Origin of the sequence: Marinobacter nanhaiticus D15-8W (assembly GCF_036511935.1) — a bacterium.
GTDB lineage: Bacteria > Pseudomonadota > Gammaproteobacteria > Pseudomonadales > Oleiphilaceae > Marinobacter_A > Marinobacter_A nanhaiticus.
The window spans coordinates 3,522,125-3,542,256 of the sequence record NZ_AP028878.1; the positions used below are offsets into that span (position 1 = coordinate 3,522,125).

Here is a 20,132-nt window from a genome sequence, read left to right on the forward strand (position 1 = left end):
GTCGAGCTTCCGCTAGGCTGCCGGCGCGTGAAGCGCTTGCTGGACCAGGGCACCATGCAGATCGATAAGTCCCGCCTGAACGGTATCGATCAGGCCATGCAACTCCAGCGTCGAAAGCGTATTCAGCGGATCAGAGTCTAGCGCTTTCCGAATCTTCGCAGTAGTTTTTAGCACATCCTTCTTGTTGGGCAGGTCACGAACTTCCCATTCGATCTTCTCCATACAATAGATGACCGAACGCGGGAATGGGCCGTAGGTCAGCAGGAAATCTATTACATCCGTCTCACCCTCTTCCTGGGCAAAATAGCGACGATAGGATTCCGTCGCACCCAGCGCACTGAGCAGCGAACTCCACTGGAAATGCCGACGACTCTGCGGGCTCGATGTGGGCGCCAACTGCTGCAGGATCAGCACATCCATAATGCGGGTGGTCATGTCCGCTCGCTCAAGGTGGCGGCCGATATTGAACAGTTGGTAGGTCTCGTCCCGCAGCATGGTGCCGTCCATTACGCCCACCACCGCCTGGCAGCGGCGAATAACCTGCGCCATGAGGTTGTAGCGTTTGGCCCGGCTGGAGGCCAGTTTGCATTCGGACTGCACGAACAGGTTGAGGGAATTGATCTCTTCCCAGAAATCCCTGGGAATAACCTCGCGAACGCAGCGGGCATTGGTGCGCACCTGGGCACAGGAATGGCGGATCGACGCGTTGCTGTCCTCGGCGACGATCAGGTAATGCATCACCCCCAATTCGCTGGAGCTGCCCTCCTGGACAAAACCGCCGGCCTCTTCCCCCAGCACATCGATCAGCACCGGCCAGCTCATGCGGGTGTCCTCGTGGGAATCGATGAGCATGTGGGTGGTGGCATTGATCAGGCGGGCCGTGTCGTCCATGCGCTCGAGATAGCGGCCCATCCAATAGACGTTTTCTGCAACTCTTGCCAGCATGACTCAGCTCCCGTGATTGATGATCCAGGTGTCCTTACTGCCGCCGCCCTGAGAGGAATTCACCACCAGGGAGCCCCGACGCAACGCCACGCGGCTCAGGCCGCCGTTGGTGCAGTAAAGCTTCTCCCCCTGCAGGATGAATGGCCGCAGATCCAGATGGCGCGGCTCCAATACGCCTTCTTCACACAGGGTGGGCGCCGTAGACAGGTTCAGGGTCGGTTGGGCAATGAAGTTGCGCGGGTTCTCGCGGATAGCTGCCGCGCAACGTGCGCGCTCTTCTTCGGTCGCCCGCGGCCCGATCAGGATGCCGTAGCCACCGGACTCGTTGGCAGGTTTAACCACGAGTTTATCCAGGTTCGCCAGCACGTGATCACGCTCCTTCTCGTCCATGCACAGGAAAGTCGGCACGTTCTCGATCAGCGGATCCTGTTTCAGGTAGTAGCGAATAATGGAGGGCACGAAGGCATAGATTACCTTGTCGTCCGCCACGCCCGAGCCCGGTGCATTGGCGATGGCTACGTTGCCGGCACGCCAGGCGCCAATCAGTCCAGGGACCCCAAGCGCCGAGTCCTTGCGGAAGACCTTGGGATCGATGAAGGTGTCATCGATCCGACGGTAGATCACGTCTACCTGCTCCGGCCCACGCAGAGTTTTGACGAACACCTTGTCGTCCTCGACATAAAGGTCGTGATTTTCCACCAGCAGGCACCCCATCTGCTGGGCCAGGAAGCTGTGCTCGAAATAGGCGGAGTTGTAGATACCCGGCGTAAGCACCACGATGCGCGGCGTGACGTCGTCCCGGGGCGAAAGGGAAGCCAGCATGTCCCACAATCGAACCGGATATTCATCCACCGGGCCGATCGTGGTTTCGGCAAACAGTTCCGGGAACACCCGTTTCATCACCGTCCGGTTTTCCAGCATGTAGGACACGCCGGACGGCACCCGGAGATTGTCTTCGAGCACCAGGAAGCGCCCTTCGCCATCGCGCACCAGATCGGTGCCACAGATATTGGCCCACACACCGTAGGCGGGTTGAAAGCCCTGGCATGGTGCAAGGAAATTCTTCGAGTTGAGCACCAACTCCTTGGGAACGATGCCGTCCTTGAGGACCTTTTGCTCGTTGTAGAGGTCATCGATGAACAGGTTCAGTGCCTGCAAGCGCTGTTTTAGCCCATCGCTGGTGCGTTCCCAATCCGAGGCGGCGATGGTCCGCGGGACAACATCCAACGGCCACGCGCGGTCGATGTTCTGGCTATCGGAATAGACGGTAAACGAGACGCCCATGGATGAGATGGTGCGGTCCAGTTCGGCCTGGCGGGCGGCCAGCTCATCGGCGCTGTTCTGCATGATAAAGCGGGTGATGGCCAGAGCCTGGGGGCGGGCGTTGCCGTGGGCATCCACCAGCTCGTCGTAACAGTCCGGGTACGGACGATAGGGATCAAGTGCAATCACATCTGACATGGTGGTCAGGCTCCCTGCTGTTGTCTGGGTGGCTCCGTTTTTGGGAGAACCAGCGCGACCGAAGAGGTCCATAAGTTTCGCGCGCTGGAGTTATACGTTCAGCAAAGCCAGTGCCACATCAGAATTCAGCTTTTTTTGTCGTGAGGTCGTCAATTTGTTTTGAATTATTCAATTAAAGATTAGACCGTGAGGTCGAGCCTGTGAATTTTGCGACGTAAGCCTTGCGCCCCAAGGGGTCACCTTCCTCAGAACAAATCCAGCCACCCTGGCTCGTTTCATCGCTTCGCAGATTTCCTTACAATCCCGTTTTGCCCCATCCCACCGGAACGAGAAAAACGGATCCCGCATGTCGATCGCGCCCACCGAGCTCAGTAAACAGACGCCCATGATGCTTCAGTATGTTGCGGGCTTTCAGTGTAAGGCAGTGTAGATCAGTGTTTGCGCGGGTTTTTCGGGCTGGCCGCTGATTCGTCAAAACGGCAGAATGGGGTATTTTTAGGCGGCATTTTGCCCCATTTTTGCCCCAAGGGGTTGGGCCGGGACACGGCAAATCTCAGGATGGCAGGATTTGAACCTGATTTTTAGGGATGGCTCGACATGCAGCCCCATAAAAATCAGTAGTTTGGTGTCGTAGCGTGTCGTAAGATTGATGCGTTTGGGACAAAAAGTGGGACACAGCTAACGGAGCTATCATGAATATCGAAACCATCTACGAAGAGTCGCCAGAGGAAAGGTGTCTTTTAGAGGAACTCGAGCGCCTGAAAGTGGAATACAGTCAGGCGGCGGCGCCTATCCTTGATCGCTTATGTCACCTCCGCTCACTTCGTATGCCGATGTACCGGATATCTGCCGCCGATGCCCGGCACCTTGGGCTGCCTTTAGCTTCGGGCGACGGGCCATAACCACAGACACCCAGCAAGCCACCAGGAACAGCGCGTTGCCCAGGAGGGCGCGAAGGTGGTGGAGCTTGAATCGATGACGTTTCATTTAGGACTATTACTCTCTCCACCGGCCCTCAGCGTACAGCATCACATCCACTGTGCCATCGACGTTCCTTCTTAGCTTGCACTGCGTCTCGTTTTGCAGAGATGAGAACCAGGGGACAATTAGGTTATCTCGGTCACCATTGGCTCCAAAGCACCCGTAAATGTATTCATTATTGATGAATGCAGCCGGAAGGGTCCAAGTTGCCTCTCCGCTGGAGAATGTGAGCGTTATTTTCGCACGACACGTCATTGTCCCGTCTGGGTGCTTTGTCCATTCGCCATTTGCATTGCTACCGCTACGAACGAAATTTTCGCCCTGGCGTGTGACAATGACTGTGCCGCTGTCTTCAACCAAAGTCTGTGAAGCGGAGTCGAGAAGACTTACAGCATCAGACGCAACATTCAGTATTTCAATGCGCCTGATTTCATCGTTTTCCGTATCACGGATTGATATATCAGTAGGAAGCGTGCTTCCGCCAGCCGCTGTTCTTTCGATTGTTACATCTAGCAGACTTATATTGCCAAGCGGTTTACCAATACACTCCCCAGATAGCGTTAATAGGTTGATTGGCGCCCCGTCAATAGCTCCTTGGTCGTTTTCGTTTGCGTCCTCGATATAAACGTGGTCAGCAGAAATCCAGGGGCCTCCCGAATAATGCCGACGGATTAACAAAGCACTGTTGCCAGATCGATAAGACTTTATGCTACCGAACGAAATCTTGCCGCCCGGGGCGCTGGTCGATGACAGGTCGGTTCTTAGGGTGTCGAGAGAGTCATAATCAACAAGGTTGTCGATTCTGATGTCAACAGGATCAGATGAGTCTCGCAGTTGGCGCAATGCGATACCAATTCCACCAAGAGTATTGCGGGTGACGACTGTTTTGATATGAACACCCTGGATGCGCTGCGATGAATTATTAGGCTCAAAATCTATGCCATACGAAGGGTCTGTGCCGCTAATGTCGGAGATGATTACAGTATCCGCGGTTAAACGGTCACAATGAATCACGCTGATACCCTGGCGCCGACAATCTGAGATTTTCGCTACGCCAGTTATATCCAGAGACCCCGGATTATTTGGCGCATCTGCACCCATATAGATGGCATCGCCCCATGCTCCAGACAGGGTGGGGTTTGATATCTCAATATCGGTTGACGAGTACATACCGATAAGCATGCCGGATTCGCCCGTCGCACCTAAGTGCTCGTCTTTTTCGCCAACAATAACTGGATCAACAAGCCTAACGCCTGACCTACCATTCATGTAGACACCGAAATATGTGTCGAGGTCATTGGGCAGGATCTTTATGCTCCCGCCGTTACGCCAAACGATGTTATGACCGCTGCGCGGGACAATGCCGATGCCACTAGCTTGGTCTTGTAGGTCAATCTCGAATTGCCCGCCCTCAATAATGAATGGGCTGCCGACATTTACACCATTTTGAAGAACCTGTAACTGGTCGCCGTTTCCAGGAAGAGCGCCACTCGAGAAAGCGTCGACATCTTCATTCGAAGATTTCACGAAACAACCGGCACCACCGACGTCAGTTTCTCCTGTGCCGGCGTGGAAGCTTGCCGTTTTCTCGCTGACGGTTGAGCCTGGCTGAAGCGTAACTGAGGGCACAGTCGGGCTAATGATAGTTATTCCGTTGTGCTCTGCCTTCGATCTAGATGACTCCCAATAGAAATAGCCGCCCCCCCTGCTTGAATTAGGGTGATAACTGCGAACCAGAATGATTGGGTTGGCTGACGGGTCGGCGCCAAATAGATCATGAACAGAATCAACCCCCTCCAGATCATCACGAGGAACAACGGCAAAGTTTATCCCGGTGACCCCTATAGAGATTGGGTCTGGAGTGATGACGCGGAACTGTTTGCCGGTGCTGGCCACGCTTACCAGCGTTCCTTGCGTTACATCGCGTCGCCCGTCAAAGTCTCGAGCGCGATACCAATCACTGGTGTCGGCAATATAGATGCCATTATCCGCGGCATCTGTCTGGTCCTTCACGAGGATTCGGTCGCCAGTAACCAAGTCTGTTGCCCAATTACCCCCGGCCTGTACACCAAGCCCTGCGCGAGTGATATTACCTGTGGTGTAGTCCTTCACTGGCGCTTTCATGGCGACAGAGGTGGAAAGGCCCTGGATGCGATCAGTCACAGTCGAAGACATGCGGTTACCTCAAGATTGGCAATAAAAAACCCCGCACTTGGCGGGGTTTGTTTGGGTCTACTGGGTAGTTAGCGTTCGTCGGCAGGCCGGCTGAACATGATGCCTTTGGCGAACTCGGCCGGATTCTCTGGGCGCTCGTTACCCTCCATGAGATCGAAGAGATATTCCCCGGTGATCCAGGCTTGGCGCCCTGGCAGGTGCCCCCAGTAGCTCGTCGCGAGGACGGCGGACTTAACGTCGGTGCGCTTAAGCTCTTCGCCGGTCATCGCTTTGTACGGGATCTGCAGCGCCCTGGCTGTCTGATCCAGACCGTCGTAGGCTGGTGAAGCATTGAAGCCGTATGGCGTCAGGACGGCGTTCGCCACATCACGCAGGCCGATCATGGTGGACAGCGGATAGAGCATGCCCTGACGTGCCGCCCACTGCGCCCATTCTTCATCATCATTCGGGCCGCGACCGGCGACTAACTCACCAAGAATTGCCGGGGCCAGCCATAGCAGTGCCATGCTCGCAGCGAACTGAGGCACGTTGATATTGCCCAGTGACAGGTCCTGACGACGGCGGCGCAGGAGGTTGAACAGCGCCGAGAAGTAGGAATAGAACATGGTAAACGCCCGGAAGGCTTCGTTGCCGCGCTGAATCCTGGCCAGATCCTTCACCGCACCAGAAGACTGGGACTCGCGCACAGCCTGGTCGGCGTAGTCGATGGCGCCGGCTTCGTCACCTTTGGCGATATTCTCTACGCCCCCCTCCATGGCCTTGCGGTAGGCGCCAAGCCAAGTTGGGACGGACACGCTCATATCCAGCATGCCAGTCATCCAGAAGAAGGACTGTCGCACCTGATCCATTTTTCCTTCACGCTCGAGCTTGCGGGCATAATCCCGCACGTCCCGATCGAAGGTACGCTGACGATTCTTCATGGCCTCGGAGCGCTCGAAGACGAAATCGACTTGCTTCTTCATCTTCGTGGGCGACCCAAAGAAATCACGCAGGCCTTTCCATGCGTACTTGGCCCCGATCTGGTCCACCGATTGCAGGTAGCCCAGCGGCTGGACGATGGCCGTGGTGAACTTCCACCCCATATTAACGATGGTGCCGCCGGCGCGCATATGGCTGATGACGCGCTCCCAGGGCAGCGTCGGCAACTTGGTGTCATTGGCAATGGCCTGCAGCCATGGGCGTAGTTGGCGGTAGGCCTCGCGGCCGGCAGAGCCTTCGATAGCATGGCGAACACGCACGTTACCCAGGAGGCGATCGACATCGATAATGGCCTTCCGGTGCGTCAGGTCGTGGATCACCTGGTAGATGTGCTCGCCCAGCACAGCCATATCCAGGCGCACGGATTGCCCTGCACTACCGACACGCTCGACGGTGTGGCCTTTCTTGGTGGCCGGACGCAGGAAGTTGTTCTCGAATAGATCCTGGGTATTTACGCCCTCGTCCCTGCGGAACTGCAGGAAGCTGCGGCGCGGGTCGTATTTCAGTGGGTAGTAGCCGCCTTTAAAAGTGCCGTGACGTGTCTGGATAGGCGCTGATTCGACTTTCTCCGGCGCCACGCCGACAAGGTCCTTTTGCAGTTGGGCGATCTGCGGCCAGAAACTGTCAACTAGGTCCCAGATGCTCTGCACCATTTGCCACTCGTCCTGAGACAGGCGGTTGAGCACTGACATGACCTGCTCATCAGTCCAGTCATAGCCGCGGCGTACGGCCTCCCGGTTGCCCTCGTTGCCCCAGTTCAACGCCAGGGCGATCATGTTGGACTTGGTCATTGACACGCCGACTTCGGGCAGGTACTGCTTCTGCGTGAACCAGTGGGCGCGCTGCTCTTCCTTGAACGGCTTCATGATTTCGGTCAGCTTCTCCATGGTCTCGCCGGTCATGCGGTTCTCTGCATTCTCGGCATCAGCCATTGGCTTAAACAGTGCTTGCCAGACAGGGCCCATCGACTTGTTACCGTCCAAGTACTCGAAGATGAACTCAGGCTTGGCGTGGGCGGCCACGTACTGGTCACCCCAGTCTTTCAATTGCGACAACTTCCCACGGACGAACTGGGGCGGCTCGCGCTTGATCTCGTGGCTGGCCTCAATGCTCGATACAATATCATCGACCGTTTCGGCGAACTCGCGCTTATACTGGGAGGACAGCAGTTTATTCTTGGTCCGGGCTAGGTGCTCGATCGACTGGATGGCGTCACGGATGCCGACCAGCTCTTCGAAGGGCACCTCCTTGTAGTTCACTCGCTCAGCCTGTCGCATGACGGACTCGGGGATAGCTGGATCAAGCCCGTTCTCGGACTGCTCCTGTGCCCAGGCTTCCAATGAACGACGGCGCTGAATCTGGCGCAGCGAGACGCGGCGGAATTCGTACTGGTCAATCAGTGCGTCGATCTGCTCCAAGTACTCACCACCGGCCTTGCCGATACGTTGGCGGGTCGCTTTCTTGTCGAACCTGCGCACGTACTCAAGGATGCTTTCGGATTCATCGCGGGCTTTCACGGCCTCACGGTAGAGGTAGTGGTTCAGTAACTGGCGCTGCTTGGCGTCGAATGCCACGTCGAAATCACTGTTGGTTGCTGCCTCAAAGGCTTCACGCGCTGCACGGGATTCGGCCCGGCGATACAGGTCTGGACGGATGTCATTTACTCTCTGCCCGTTCACCAGGCGCACAGCAGCCTCGCGCATGACGCGAGCCGGTGTCATCGGGTTACGGGAGAACCGGGACTTGCCGTGAAGCTTCTTCAGCTCCAGTAGCATGCGCTCTGCCGCCTTGTCGTTATGCACAGCAGCAATTGCGGCTTCGGCCGCCTCACCGGTCAGGTTAATGTCCGGGTAGCGCTCACGCATGATTTGGGTGGCACGTTCCTCGACAACCTCTCGCATGGGGCGGCTGGCAACCAACGTCTGCACCAATTCGTCGCCAGAGCTGAAGCCGTAGATGTCGGCCATGACCTGCGGGTCGATGCCACCTTCGCGGGAATAGAGGTAGGGGCCACTGTGTTGTTTGTTGCCGGGGCCGGGTAGTTGCTTGAGGAAGGCTTCGCCGTACTGCGCCACCAGGATTCCACGGCTAAGTTTGACGGCGTTGAGGCTATCCGGCAGCGATGTGCCATCAGGCTGTTTGCCATGCTGGAGATGCGCCAGAACCTGATAAGTCGGGTCGTTATTGAGCGACTGGCGAACCTCATCGCGCACACGCTCCAACTCGTCCTTGTACCACTTCTCGTTGGTTTTGCGCAGATCCTTCATCTGGCGCGTGGTCAGTTCAGCGGTCGCTGCTTCCTTGGCATCAGCCACGACGTCACGGTATTGGGCGCGTTCCTGCTCGGTCCACTCCATGGCTGCGATGTCGCCCAGGGTATCGGTCATGCTGGCGCCTTCCCGGGCGCGCTCGATATCCTCGTCAGTGGCCAGAATGCGGTCCATGACGTTACGAACTTCATCAGTCAGGTCGACATCGAGGGCGCGCAGGCGCTTGTAGATCGCCAGCAGCCATGCGCGGAAGCGAGCAAAGACAGATTGCAATTCAGGCGTCGGGGCCTTGCCTTCCATTAGGTAGGCCTCGAATCCGCGGGCAAACTGTTCGTGCTGCTCGGTGCCGATCTGCTCACGGGATTCCACGCCGAACCAGTCCAGCAAAGCCTGATACTGACCCTGCACCCGCTGACTGGCACCTTCGGCCTGCGCCAGGTCACCCAGGACCTCAAGGAAGAAATGGCCAGATTCGTGCAGGAAGGTGGAGAGGTCGGCGTTCGCCAGCAACTCGATATTGAAGTTGCGGTTGGCGCGGTCGATACGGATCACGCCGCGCTTGCCGCCGACGTCCTGATTGAACGACTCGGTGGCGCCGGTTATGACCTGATCTGGCTCAAAGGCAATGGCATGGATGGGGCCGTCGACATCGGTGTAATCGAACACGATACCGTCATAGCCTTCTGATTTTAGTTGCTCACGGAGTGCGGCGGCGTCTTCGGCGGAATTGAATTCTGGGATGCTGTCGGACGAGTAGACGCGCGGGTTGCGGATATCGGCATAGTATTCTGAGACATTGCCGTAACGGCCGGCGTCAGAGCGGTCAGAGGTAAACCAGACGCCTAGAGCAGCAGAGGGGTTCTGCGTGGCAAAGCCAAGGGACTCGGGCTGGAAGTCACTGCCGGTCAGTTGCCGGCTTGATCCCCGGTAGAGCGGCGCTGGCTGGCCGTCGTTTCCACGGAAGCTTGTTGCCTCGCGCCAGGACTGGTCAACTTCCCTTCCGCCAACAGTTCTGAAAGTGACTTGCTGTTCCGGGCTTTGTCGACGTTGATACTGGTCGAGGATGCGTCTGATTTCTTCACTGTCGGTGACCTCGTCTACCTGCATTTCGTCCTGAGACAATACGGTATCGGCGTTCGTTTCGCCAGTGCCATAGACCACGCGGCCGAGCTCGGCGCGCGCTGTGGCGTTGTCGGTGGACTGCAGGTCAATGCCCAGGCGGTCCAGTTCTGCCTGAAGTGAGGCAATATCGGCGGCAGTCTGGCGCAAGTTGGCGTCTTCAGTGTCTGGACCAGGGATGTCGCCCTCACGAATCCTGTTCAGCAGCGGATCCAGTGCTGCCAGGTCATCGCTCTGCAGGACGCCTGGACGCTCCCGGGTAATGCTCAGGCTGTACTGCTGGTATAGATCAAACGGGTCGACACCCTCAACCTCACCCATTACGCCGAAGAATGCACGATAAAGTGAGGCGTGGCGCTCAGCTGCGCCACGGTCCATACCGGTGGCCATGAGCTGTTCTGTTACATTGTCGTAGACGCGCTGCGCACCGGCACCAGCCTGGTCACCGTCGTAGTTGATAATGGCATCCAGCGCTGGCCGGGCTTGCTCCTGAATCCACTGGTCAGCCTCGGCCGGGCTCATACCATCGGTCTTGGTCCGTGAGCGCTGAATGAAGGCGTCAGCCACCTCAGTGGGCGCGATAACGGAGGCGAAGTCAGAAACAGATACGGCAATGTCGCCGCCGGTCACCAGGCTCTCGTAGTACTGCTCGCCCACAGACTCCATCTTCTGCGCGTACTCGGCGGGGTCCATGTTGTTCGACTGGAACAGTTCCTGAAAGTCCTTGCCGCTGATGTACATCTCATTGACCGGGCCGCTCTCACTCAGGCGATCCAGCAATTCTTTCATGGCCTTTGGATCGCGCTGGCGCAGCTTGGACTGATTCGCGGCATCCTTTACTGCAGTCAGGTATTCTCTATCACGTTTTGCTCTGCGATAGTTATTTGCATTGTTTACGATGCCGTCGAATACGCGCCCGCCGCTAAATGCAACGACGTCAGCCGTCGCACCAAAGAACCCGCCAATGGCTTCCAGTGCCACCTCTGCCTGGTTCACTTCTCCGTCGGCAAGGAATTGGCCTGTCGCTTCACCGGCTGCCTCCTGAACACCCTGGACCGGCATCTGTGCGAAGATATTGATCAGTTCACGCTGACGCGCTGAGAGTGTGCGACCGGCTACGGAAGACGGCGACAGCGAGCGCGAGGCAATCCCTGCGCCAACCAGGTCCAGCATACTCACGCCAAGCGCCTTCATTTCCGACCGACGCTGCGCATCCTCAAGGAATGCGGGGTCAGTCAGCGCCTGAATAATGGCGTCCGGGTTAGTGGTATCGATGCCGGATTCACGTAGGGCGCTCACCAGTCCCAGGCCGCGCTCAGTGGAGAACGAGGCGCCAGCGGCACCAAGCGGGCCCGTCAGCGCACCTGCAGCCAGTGTGGGCAACGAGGTGACGATAGACTCAGTGGTCAGTCGGGCAATCATCCCCGGGTCTTTGGCAATGGCGCTGAGAACACCACCAACAGTCCCATCCCGTGCGGCTTGCATCTGCAAGGGATCCTGCGGGATGTCCTGGCGCTGCGTCTCTTGGACGGCGATCTCGGTACCTGCGGCGCTGATCTGCTCCTGCGCCATCGCGCGCAGGTCAGCGCGCTCTACGTCATCGGCGCCAATGTACCGCAACATATCAGCCTTCAGGGCTGTACCAGCCAGGGCCCGGTCGTTCTCACGGATATAGCCTAAAGCCTGCTCACGCCCGCCTTCGTTCAGCAGAGAGTCCAGGCGGTCAAACTCGGCAATACGGTTAAGCGCCGGCGTTGCGGCGACAGACGATCCTGCCTGGCGAACGTTAATAGCGCCGGTCTTTACGCTGCCGATCAGCTTGTCGACAGAATCCTGGGCGTACCAGTCCCGATTGGCGATAGCGTCATCCAGCGCGCGCAGTGCAGGTAGGTCATCCTGGGCAACGCCAAGGTTATCAGGACGACTCAACCACTCTTTCCCCGGCTGTGAAAACCCCTCTATTTGGGCTCCCATTTCCCGCTGTTTTACTCTACGCTCAATATCATCCCTGTTTTCCCGCACGATATACGGCGACAGTCCGGTGTCTTCGGAAAGGCGGCGGATGTAGGCCAAGTCATCTGGCTGCTCAGTGACTGCCTGGTTGACAGAGCGAGCGAGCACAGAGCGGCGCTGCTCAGCCAGTGACGAAACGGCCTTGCTGTACTTGTTCTCGGGCGCAGGTGTCTGCTGCTCCTGCGACTGGGTACCGGTGAGCTGTGAGACTGCTTCGGTGTATTTATTCATACGCTCGCGCTATGAGGGTGATTTATGGGGATTCTGCTGATAGCCGCGTTATTGGTCGCCGACTGGTTCGCGTCAAACCTGATTATCGTGAAAGGCCGCAACATCTGGCTCAGGTGCATATTGATACTGCCTGCGGCCATGCTTGTCGCAACTATTCAGAGCGTCGTGTATCTGGTGGCAGGTAGTATCAATGGCGGTCAAGCCGTCATGATGCTGATCATGGGAACAGGTGCTCACGCCTTTATGATCGGCATCTTTATGGCGATTACGGCTATTCGCCTTCATCTTCGGCCGGCGGCCGATTCAGATCATTTGCCTTGATGTAGATCTCGAGGATGAGCTCGGGCGTCGGGGTGAGCCCCTGCGCCTCCAGGGCGCTCTCGATTTCAAAGCGGTCCTGTTCCGGCAGGTCATCAGCATCGCCAGAGAAGTACCAGTCAGGGGCGGATTCGGCCTCGAACAGCGGGGCCTCGATGTCACGACCAAAGATGCCACGATCAGGCAAGGTCACCGAAATGGTCTGTCGATCGACAATGCGGCGGAACTCATCGGGCGGGATCTTGCGTCCTGGGTTCTCGGATTGCCAGATTGATAGTTGATTCTCGACCGCACCACGGAACGAGGCTGCACGTTTGGCTTCGTCCTGTCCTGCTGTCTTGCCGTAGTCGACGCCCATCGAGGTCAGGGCTTCGTTGACGATGCTGGTCTTGGTCTGGACCCAGGCCTCTTCACCAGCGTTGCGCTCACCTTCCAGCAGCGAGGACTGCCAGCCAATTACCTGCTTGCGCTCAGCGTCACCGAGTTTGCGGAAATACGGCGACAGGTCGGTATTTCGGAATTCACCCGGGTTCTCTGCGCGCATCTGGGACAGGTCGTAGAAGACATTCCAATCGGTTTTGACAGGACGCCCGGTTGAGATGTCCTCGGCATACTTCTGGAAGCGGTTACGCTCGGTGACCGACAGCGAGCCCCAGATTTCAGCGGGCACGTTATCTATTGAGCCGGTCTCTTCGATGAAATTGGTCACCTGCAGCAGCAACTTGGAACGCTCGTTCTTGGCAAACGACTCTCGTTCATTCAGGCGCGAACGGATCCGGCTGACCACTTCATCCCGGACTTTCGGATCACGAATGCCACGTGCGCGCTTCAGGCTGTCTTCGGCACCCAGCCCCTCGTTCATGATGCTATCGGCCATGCCCTGGGATCGCCGGCGAATCGTCTCCGATTCGATGGTGCTCTCGATCTTGGCGCGGGCCGCAGCCGTCATGTCACCCTGGTTGGCCTTGAAGTACGTCTCAGCCGCATCCGGGTTATCGTCGATCAGCGCTTCAATCTGCCGCCCATGAAAGTTGCTCAGCGTCTCTGCGCGCTTGGCTTGCATGACTTCCGGTGACCAGCCACGACTTTTACCCAACGTGGACAGCGCGTCCAGCACTTCAGCCTTGCTCTGGTTGACGATCTCTGGGGAGGCCGGGAGTGCGGCGGCGCGGTCGGTGGCAGTAGAAATGCGGGCTTCCAGCGTATTGCCGAAGGCGATTTCGCTCTGTTTCGACTCGTGACGAGCAACGGTGTTCAGGACGGATTGACGTTGACGGCGCAGGGTTTCCTGGAAGGTGCGTTGCTGTGCAGGATTATCGAGGTCGGCGACGTACTTGTTGGAGGTGGACTCCCACCAGTCCTCAGTTGATTTCAGTGCCCCTTTCGCACGGTCGCCAGAGCGGTTCAGGACGGCGTCTTCACCCTCGACCAGGTATTGGCGCTGCTCATCCTCGAACTGCGTAATCGCCTGGGAAACCTTCTCCACGTCATTACGGCGCTGGATCTCCTGGCCCAGGTCCGCAACTTGGTTGCCGAAATCAGCCGTGGCTGACTCAATGGCACCTGTGCGAACACGGGTGACGCCGCGGGAAGACTGTGCGATCGGGCGAGCGCCCAAGCTTGAACCATCAGGCAATGTTGGCACTGATCAACTCCATCAGGAAAAAGGAAGGCAGTGTGAATTGCAGATTAGCCGTACTTGTCCAGCAATGAGCCGCCAGAACCCAGGATGCCACCAGCGGCCTTGATCTGTGAGGCGCGCTTGCGCACTTTGCCTTCGTACAGGGCGCCCTTGGCTGCGTCTTCCATGCCGCGGGCAGCTTCCTCGCCCTCGTACAGGGCGCTCAGGGCACGATACTCGCCCTCTTGCTCAATACTTGCATCAAGGTCGGTGGTGGTCTTGTCGGAAGCGCTGGCGCCGGATGCCGCCGCTACGGCACGTAGACGGGACTGGGCCAGGCGCTTGTTGCGCCGCTGCTCTTCTCCTGCGCGTTGAGCCGATCCCCGGGTGTTGCTGGCATTGCGCCGGTACTGGGCGGCCTCAAACTTACTGGCATCCTCTGCTGCCTGACCGGCAGCCAGGGTGCCGCCGGCTGAAATCACGGTGCCGGCGACCATTGCAGGGACTGCTAAGCTTGCCATTGGTAAACGTCTCCGTCCGTACAGGTGCCCATGAAGACGAACCCGAGGCGCGGCAGGAATCGCTTCGCTGTCGGCTCGTCAGGGTCTGCAATTGCCATAATCGGCGATTTATAGCGCTTGGCCTGCTCCATAATGAAGGCGGCCCCGCGCCAGATCTCTTTCTTGTGCCCGCGGATGCCGGGCTTCAGGTCCGAGAAAATGGTGATATAGGGGCTGCCGATTACAAACCCGGCCGCACCCACCATCTCGTCACCCAGGAAACCGATCCAGGCGCGCATGGACTGCTTCGGTGGTCGGCCATAGTACCGGGTCAGCATGTCCCGGGTGGCCGGCCTGATCTCAAGCTTTGTCATTGGTATCCATGCTCATGATAGCGGCCAGGACGGTGCATGGCCTCGGGGCCGATGCCTGCAAGCACAGACGGGAATCCGTATCCCAGGTGTCGTTGAATGTGAAGCTCTCTTCGTCGAAGCCTTCCCATACCGTATCGTCAGTGATGGCTGCGCCCTGGCTCATGCCCGGGAGGTCATCGAGCAAGTCAAAACTTGAGCCATATTGCAGACCCTGGTAATGGGTGTTGGCCAGCATGAGTGCGAGGGCGTTGATGCGCTTACGCTGCATCAGGGAAGAGCCCATCGCGGCCCCGTAGGCCAGCTTGGTGCTCTTGTACTGCGCGGTGTACGGCAGACCCACAACGGCCTCGGTGACGCCAGAAGGGAGCGAGACCGAGCCACCGCTGACCGTTGCCGTGCCAAGGTCTCGGCCGCCACCCCACATCACCACTGTCTGCCCTTCCAGGTGATCGAGAGACGATCCGGGGTACACCACAAACGAATCCGCCTGGCGGTTCAGCGTCCCACCCTGGCAGTCGTCCTCCTTGGCCCAGCGCTCGACGTAACGCTTTGTGGCGCCATTAATCGTGCGTTTGACCACGTAATACACCTGGTCTTCGTTGTCACCCGGGAGCACGACGGCGTCTTCAACCTCGCCGTCCGTTTCCAGGCGAACCCAGCAGACCACATTCTCCACGGGGTCATAGATCAGGATCGCTACGGCCCCGTCATTCAATACGCAGTGAACGCGCGTATCGGGCTGGCGTTGAACGGCCAACCACTTAACACCGGGAGAACAAACCTTCGGCGCTAACGTGGTCATATCCATGGAGCCGTAATCGTAGGTGCTGGCCTTGAAGTCCATCTCGTAGACACGCAGGCCGGAGCGCTGAACAAACAGGCCCTTGGAGTCCACGACAACCGCCGGCACCCGCGCGCTACCCTGGGTGGAGATGTTCTTCAGGTTGAAGTTGGTCGGCGTGAGTGGCTCATCCAGTGAGTTCGAACGGGCTGACTTCTCGGACCCTTCAGTACCGACCAACAGGCGCTGGAGCGGAAGCAACCAGTTGATGACATCGACCGGGCCGGAGCCGATAGCCCTGGAGATGGGCCCGGCATCACCTTCAGTCTGGTCGTCGAAATCCTCATAGGCGTCTGATTCGGACCCCCACATGTAATCGCCACCGGACCACCACAGGCGGCCCTCATAGAGCGCCACGGCCGACGGCCAGCCGCGCAGGTCACTCCACGCGCCTTCTTCCCAGTCGGATGTTGCAGTGTCGCTGCCGAGGTCAGATAGAACGGATGCGCCCACTTCCGTGCCATCCACAATATAGTTAACACGAACCACGCCGCTCGCGCTGCCGCCGGCAAACGACAGACTTACCGTTACAGTGCCAGAGCCATATTCGCCGGACTTGATGCCAAGCCGGTAGTAAATGATCTGATTGTCGAGCTCATCGTTGTACTGCTTTGATGTGTTGGCCGTGTAGTCCTCCACATCCGTCCACGAGCCAGGCTCACCCGGCGATCTTTGCAGCGTCACTACGGTGCCGCCGGAGAACCCAGAAACGCTCACAGAAAACGCCCTGGAATTGCCAATGCCGGTGACACGGATGCTGCTGGTGAATGTGTCGTCCGAAGAAATACTCTCCTGCACTTCTTGCCCGGCAGACGTCAGGCGGAACAGCGCCCCGATATGTCCATTGGTGAACAGGTCTTCAGACGCGGTAACCGTGATATCGCCAGATAACGCACTCGGGGTGAGCGTAATCGGGCTGGTATTGACGATGCGAAACGGGCCGTCCTCGGGCTGGTACCTGACGATAGACCATGATGTGGCAGAACGGCGCTCAATACGGCGCTGTTGGTAGCGGTCACAGGCCACGAAGATAACATCACCTGACTGGTCCCATCGCAGGTAATTCAAATCATCCTCGGCCCACGGCGAAGGCAACTCCATAATGCCGGCTGACTCGACAGCAACAGACTCGACAAGAACCGATCGCTTCAGGGAGCTAGAAAATTGGATGTAAAAGGTGCCTGAAGGCGTAAACGTCAGGCTGTGCGTCCCAGTCCGGAGCGTGGCGCTGATATAAGAGTCATCGCCGGCAGACGTGCCAACCTTGAGCTCGACTGGGCCGCGCAGGATTTCAATACGCAGCGCATGCTCGGTGCCAGCAGAGGATGTCGATACCGCTTGGTAACGTGCCGCCTGGTTGGTGCCGTTGCCTGTCAGCTTCATCCGGCCGCCGAGCAAGGCAGCGAACTCGTATTCTGAAACGGTCCCTGTCTCGTCGGCATCTGTCCAGCCGTTGAGGTTTGATGTGAATTCGCCGTTGGTAATTGTGGAGGATACCGACGGGCGGGTCACAAGGCTGTCACCGTCCCAGACGCGCATGCTGGAGCCGGTCACCTCGACAAGCGCGGTTTCGTCCGTTGAGAAGACAAACGGGATGAGCTTGGCGACATCGCTGTCATTGGTTTCCCACCGATACTCCAGCCCAGGGCGCAGCATCATGGAGCCCAGGACGCGCGGCATCCAGTTGGTCTGGATCTCGGCTGACAGCGCGGTGCGTTCCAGATCTACCCGGCCCAGTGCCAGCGGGCTGATGATCCCGCGGTTGAAGGCCAGCATCTCGACGTTTTGCTTTGGCATCAGTCGTACAGGCTCGAACGGTTACCGAAGTCACGGCGGCCACGGCCGGCGCGGGCGGATCGTGATTGCGTCCAACTGCCAGGTGGCATGAACTTGGTGGATTCCTCCATGGCGTCCTTGGAGCGAGCATCGACCAGTGCGCGGCGGGCCTTGCGCTCCAGCGCCTCCAGCTTCGATGCGTTCTGGGTCAGGCGCTCACACACCATGGTGGCCATCTGCAACTCGACCCACCGGGTAAAGCTCTTGGGCCACAAGGAGAAGTCGCCACCGTAATATTGGTCATTGGAGGTGAACTTGACGTACATCTCCTGTAGGTCCGAGAACCAGTATTCGCCCTCGACGGTGTATTGCAGCAGCGGAACCTGGAAGTACTCGTCACTGCACAAAGCCACCGTGCGGACGTGGTCCTGGGGTACGTCAAACGCATACCGATAGCCGAAGGGCGGCTCCACGGATGGCGAATACGTGATCTTGATCGCTCGGGTGGCGAAGTTCCACAGTCCCTGCTCCAGGCAGGAATCAACGAAGTCGTCATCCCAGACGCCATCGAGCACACGCCGCGGCTCCCGGTTCTCGGTGAGGCTAGCAAGCTCCCTCTCGCCAATATGCCTCAGCGCGGCGTTGTAGATGCTCAGCCGGTCGGTCATGCCGCCATCGCCTTCTCATGGCTGGACAGGTACTTCTGAGCTTCATCCTTGGTCATGCCATCCTTCAGCACCTCGTTGTCGCTGACACGTTTCACGCGCCACTTGGTGTGACCGCCGGAGAATTCCATGACGTACTCGGCATCTGCTTCAGGCGCCTTGTCCGAGCACAACTTGTGGTGACAGAGGACAGAGACCGTCGCTGCAGCTCGCTTGACGTCGATCACCAGCAGTTCGGCGTAGAAGCTGCCGTCTTCCGGGATGACCTCGATCTTGTCGAACGGCTTCAACTGGGCCGCTACATGAGACCAGTATTCCGGGCTCTCCAGGTCCTTGATCGTGGTCTTGTGTTCAGGGGTTGCTACGAAGGTGGTGCGCACAAACGAAGCTTCTTTGAATCGGGGATTGCTCAGCTTCATGATTGACCTCGGTTTTTATGTAGACGGAACCACTGCGCAAAAAGGGAGGGCCAGAGGCCACCCAAAGTGCGCAGCATTAGTCGGTGTTGGTCTCGCTGATAGCGGTGCCATCAGACAGGTCTGCCGAACCGTCGGCATTGATGGCCAGAACGATACACACGTCAGCGTCGTTGCCGTCGCTGTCGATCACGGTGACGATATCGTTGACCTTCATGCCGAGCTCTTCAGCGTTGGTGAAGTAGCCGTCCACGCGCACATCAGTGACTGCGTCAGTGGAGACGTACTGCCAGTGCCGCTGGCCGGCGATCGGCTGGCCACACAGGCGCGGAGGGTTCGAAGTGCTATAAGCCATGGTAGATTCCTCTCGAATTCAGTGGGCTGCGGCCACCGAAGCAGCCGCAGGCGATACGATTAAGCCGCTGCGAACGCAGAGCCATCGTGGTTGATGACCACCACGCCGCTGTTTTGCAGCAGCTTGGAACCCATGTAGATGGTGGCGCGAGCGTAGGAGTAGTCCTGCTCGTCGTCGTAGCCGACTGCCGAGTCCATGCCTTCCAGGTTGGCCGCGTGGCCAATGGCAGACTTGTGGTACAGGAAGCACTTCTCGGCGTTCGTGCCCTTGCCCGGGAGGTTCGGGTGAACGATGAGCTTCATGCCGTTCCAGTCGTAGTAGCCTTGCATCAACTGACGCGCGCCACTACCGTCAAGCTTGCGGTCGCTCACGTAGTCGGCAGAGTTGAACTCCTTGAGCTGCTGCAGGTAGCCCAACAGCGCCGGCGTGATCAGGCCGTAGATCTGACCGTCATAGGGCACCTCGTTGTTTCCCAAGATGGTCAGGGCCTTCATCATCAGGCTCAGGGATCCGGTAGCGGCGGAACCAGTGTTCACGGTGCCGGTGTTCAGCTCGGTGATGATCTCCTGATCAATCTTGCGGTTGATCACGCCCATGGTGGTCTCCTGCATGATGCGGCGACCGTCACCCTGGGAGGCGAACACGTTGAACTTGGTCCGACGAACCAGGTCATGCCATTCGCTCAGCGTAGCCGTGTACTGGTTCAGGTTATCGGAACGCGCCGGGATGAGACCGTTGACGCCACGGGTAGTGGCTTCAGCAGAGCCGGAGTCGGCGACCAGGAAGGTAGCCTCATTGCCCTTGATTACGACTTCAGTGGTGGCGGTGTCACGCAAGAGTGATTGCTTCTGCTCAAAGCCGGCAATGAACTCCTGCCGGTACTGGGTTTGAAAAGCTGTATCAGCCATGATTAATTCCTCATCGGATTACGGATTGGTTGGTCACCGCATGTGCCGACTCGGGTTGTCCTCAACTTCAGGCAATAGCAGGTTGTCCAGGCGTAAAGCCCGGGGCTGCCGTGACTGATAAAGGGGCCGTTCGAAAGCGGTTGGGTACTTCAGTGGTTGCCGGGGCCTTTCGGGTTGTCCGGCGA

14 protein-coding genes are annotated in these 20,132 nt (G+C 58.1%); 2 read left to right on the top strand and 12 right to left on the bottom strand.

Annotated features, from left to right (window positions below; translation table 11 throughout):
* Positions 1-12: 12 nt before the first annotated feature.
* Both RE428_RS15685 and RE428_RS15690 read right to left on the bottom strand, forming a co-directional pair.
* A complete protein-coding gene (locus RE428_RS15685) occupies positions 13-945 on the bottom strand; it encodes an alpha-E domain-containing protein (protein WP_004578751.1) in 933 nt (310 codons plus the stop codon).
* Between the two features lie 3 nt (positions 946-948).
* Positions 949-2,406, bottom strand: a complete 1,458-nt coding sequence (locus RE428_RS15690; RefSeq protein ID WP_004578752.1) for a circularly permuted type 2 ATP-grasp protein — start codon at positions 2,404-2,406, stop codon at positions 949-951.
* A 692-nt stretch (positions 2,407-3,098) separates the two neighbouring features.
* On the opposite strand from RE428_RS15690, the gene RE428_RS15695 reads away from it, so the two are divergent.
* The gene (locus RE428_RS15695; RefSeq protein ID WP_004582871.1) at positions 3,099-3,308 is read left to right on the top strand and encodes a hypothetical protein; all 210 of its coding nucleotides are present in this window, start codon (positions 3,099-3,101) and stop codon (positions 3,306-3,308) included.
* A gap of 94 nt (positions 3,309-3,402) precedes the next feature.
* On the opposite strand, the gene RE428_RS15700 is transcribed toward RE428_RS15695, so the two are convergent.
* Both RE428_RS15700 and RE428_RS15705 read right to left on the bottom strand, forming a co-directional pair.
* Complete coding sequence (locus RE428_RS15700; protein WP_004582872.1) at positions 3,403-5,562, bottom strand: hypothetical protein; 2,160 nt, start codon at positions 5,560-5,562, stop codon at positions 3,403-3,405.
* A 68-nt stretch (positions 5,563-5,630) separates the two neighbouring features.
* Positions 5,631-12,173, bottom strand: a complete 6,543-nt coding sequence (locus RE428_RS15705; protein WP_004582873.1) for an ADP-ribosyltransferase-containing protein — start codon at positions 12,171-12,173, stop codon at positions 5,631-5,633.
* Positions 12,174-12,197: 24 nt separating this feature from the next.
* Between RE428_RS15705 and RE428_RS15710 the strand changes: the two genes are divergently transcribed.
* Entirely contained in the window at positions 12,198-12,494 is a 297-nt protein-coding gene (locus tag RE428_RS15710; RefSeq protein WP_004582874.1) for a hypothetical protein, read from the top strand.
* On the opposite strand, the gene RE428_RS15715 is transcribed toward RE428_RS15710, so the two are convergent.
* The 8 genes from RE428_RS15715 to RE428_RS15750 form a co-directional block, all read right to left on the bottom strand.
* Complete coding sequence (locus tag RE428_RS15715; RefSeq protein ID WP_004582875.1) at positions 12,445-14,136, bottom strand: hypothetical protein; 1,692 nt, start codon at positions 14,134-14,136, stop codon at positions 12,445-12,447. The two genes, RE428_RS15710 and RE428_RS15715, sit on opposite strands and share 50 nt — an antisense overlap.
* A 44-nt stretch (positions 14,137-14,180) precedes the next feature.
* The gene (locus tag RE428_RS15720) at positions 14,181-14,633 is read right to left on the bottom strand and encodes a hypothetical protein (RefSeq protein ID WP_154660774.1); all 453 of its coding nucleotides are present in this window, start codon (positions 14,631-14,633) and stop codon (positions 14,181-14,183) included.
* Positions 14,621-14,986: a hypothetical protein gene (locus RE428_RS15725; RefSeq protein ID WP_004582877.1), complete on the bottom strand. Its 366-nt coding sequence runs from the start codon at positions 14,984-14,986 to the stop codon at positions 14,621-14,623. Before RE428_RS15725 ends, RE428_RS15720 begins: the two co-directional genes overlap by 13 nt.
* Positions 14,973-17,624 (bottom strand): phage tail protein, encoded by a 2,652-nt coding sequence (locus RE428_RS15730; protein ID WP_115840361.1) that lies wholly within the window; start codon positions 17,622-17,624, stop codon positions 14,973-14,975. Before RE428_RS15730 ends, RE428_RS15725 begins: the two co-directional genes overlap by 14 nt.
* The gene (locus RE428_RS15735; protein WP_004582879.1) at positions 17,624-18,271 is read right to left on the bottom strand and encodes a phage connector family protein; all 648 of its coding nucleotides are present in this window, start codon (positions 18,269-18,271) and stop codon (positions 17,624-17,626) included. Before RE428_RS15735 ends, RE428_RS15730 begins: the two co-directional genes overlap by 1 nt.
* Positions 18,268-18,687, bottom strand: a complete 420-nt coding sequence (locus RE428_RS15740) for a hypothetical protein (RefSeq protein ID WP_004582880.1) — start codon at positions 18,685-18,687, stop codon at positions 18,268-18,270. Before RE428_RS15740 ends, RE428_RS15735 begins: the two co-directional genes overlap by 4 nt.
* 76 nt (positions 18,688-18,763) lie before the next feature.
* Positions 18,764-19,039: a hypothetical protein gene (locus RE428_RS15745; protein ID WP_004582881.1), complete on the bottom strand. Its 276-nt coding sequence runs from the start codon at positions 19,037-19,039 to the stop codon at positions 18,764-18,766.
* 59 nt (positions 19,040-19,098) lie between these two features.
* On the bottom strand, positions 19,099-19,947 hold the full coding sequence (locus tag RE428_RS15750; protein ID WP_004582882.1) for a phage capsid protein: 849 nt from the start codon (positions 19,945-19,947) through the stop codon (positions 19,099-19,101).
* Positions 19,948-20,132 lie beyond the last annotated feature (185 nt).

What these genes read in the sequence shown, in the direction of transcription:
- RE428_RS15685 (WP_004578751.1), bottom strand. Translation starts at nt 945, where the DNA reads ATGCTGGCAAGAGTTGCAGAAAACGTCTATTGGATGGGCCGCTATCTC.
- RE428_RS15690 (WP_004578752.1), bottom strand. Translation starts at nt 2,406, where the DNA reads ATGTCAGATGTGATTGCACTTGATCCCTATCGTCCGTACCCGGACTGT.
- RE428_RS15695 (WP_004582871.1), top strand. Translation starts at nt 3,099, where the DNA reads ATGAATATCGAAACCATCTACGAAGAGTCGCCAGAGGAAAGGTGTCTT.
- RE428_RS15700 (WP_004582872.1), bottom strand. Translation starts at nt 5,562, where the DNA reads ATGTCTTCGACTGTGACTGATCGCATCCAGGGCCTTTCCACCTCTGTC.
- RE428_RS15705 (WP_004582873.1), bottom strand. Translation starts at nt 12,173, where the DNA reads ATGAATAAATACACCGAAGCAGTCTCACAGCTCACCGGTACCCAGTCG.
- RE428_RS15710 (WP_004582874.1), top strand. Translation starts at nt 12,198, where the DNA reads ATGGGGATTCTGCTGATAGCCGCGTTATTGGTCGCCGACTGGTTCGCG.
- RE428_RS15720 (WP_154660774.1), bottom strand. Translation starts at nt 14,633, where the DNA reads ATGGCAAGCTTAGCAGTCCCTGCAATGGTCGCCGGCACCGTGATTTCA.
- RE428_RS15725 (WP_004582877.1), bottom strand. Translation starts at nt 14,986, where the DNA reads ATGACAAAGCTTGAGATCAGGCCGGCCACCCGGGACATGCTGACCCGG.
- RE428_RS15730 (WP_115840361.1), bottom strand. Translation starts at nt 17,624, where the DNA reads ATGCCAAAGCAAAACGTCGAGATGCTGGCCTTCAACCGCGGGATCATC.
- RE428_RS15735 (WP_004582879.1), bottom strand. Translation starts at nt 18,271, where the DNA reads ATGACCGACCGGCTGAGCATCTACAACGCCGCGCTGAGGCATATTGGC.
- RE428_RS15740 (WP_004582880.1), bottom strand. Translation starts at nt 18,687, where the DNA reads ATGAAGCTGAGCAATCCCCGATTCAAAGAAGCTTCGTTTGTGCGCACC.
- RE428_RS15745 (WP_004582881.1), bottom strand. Translation starts at nt 19,039, where the DNA reads ATGGCTTATAGCACTTCGAACCCTCCGCGCCTGTGTGGCCAGCCGATC.
- RE428_RS15750 (WP_004582882.1), bottom strand. Translation starts at nt 19,947, where the DNA reads ATGGCTGATACAGCTTTTCAAACCCAGTACCGGCAGGAGTTCATTGCC.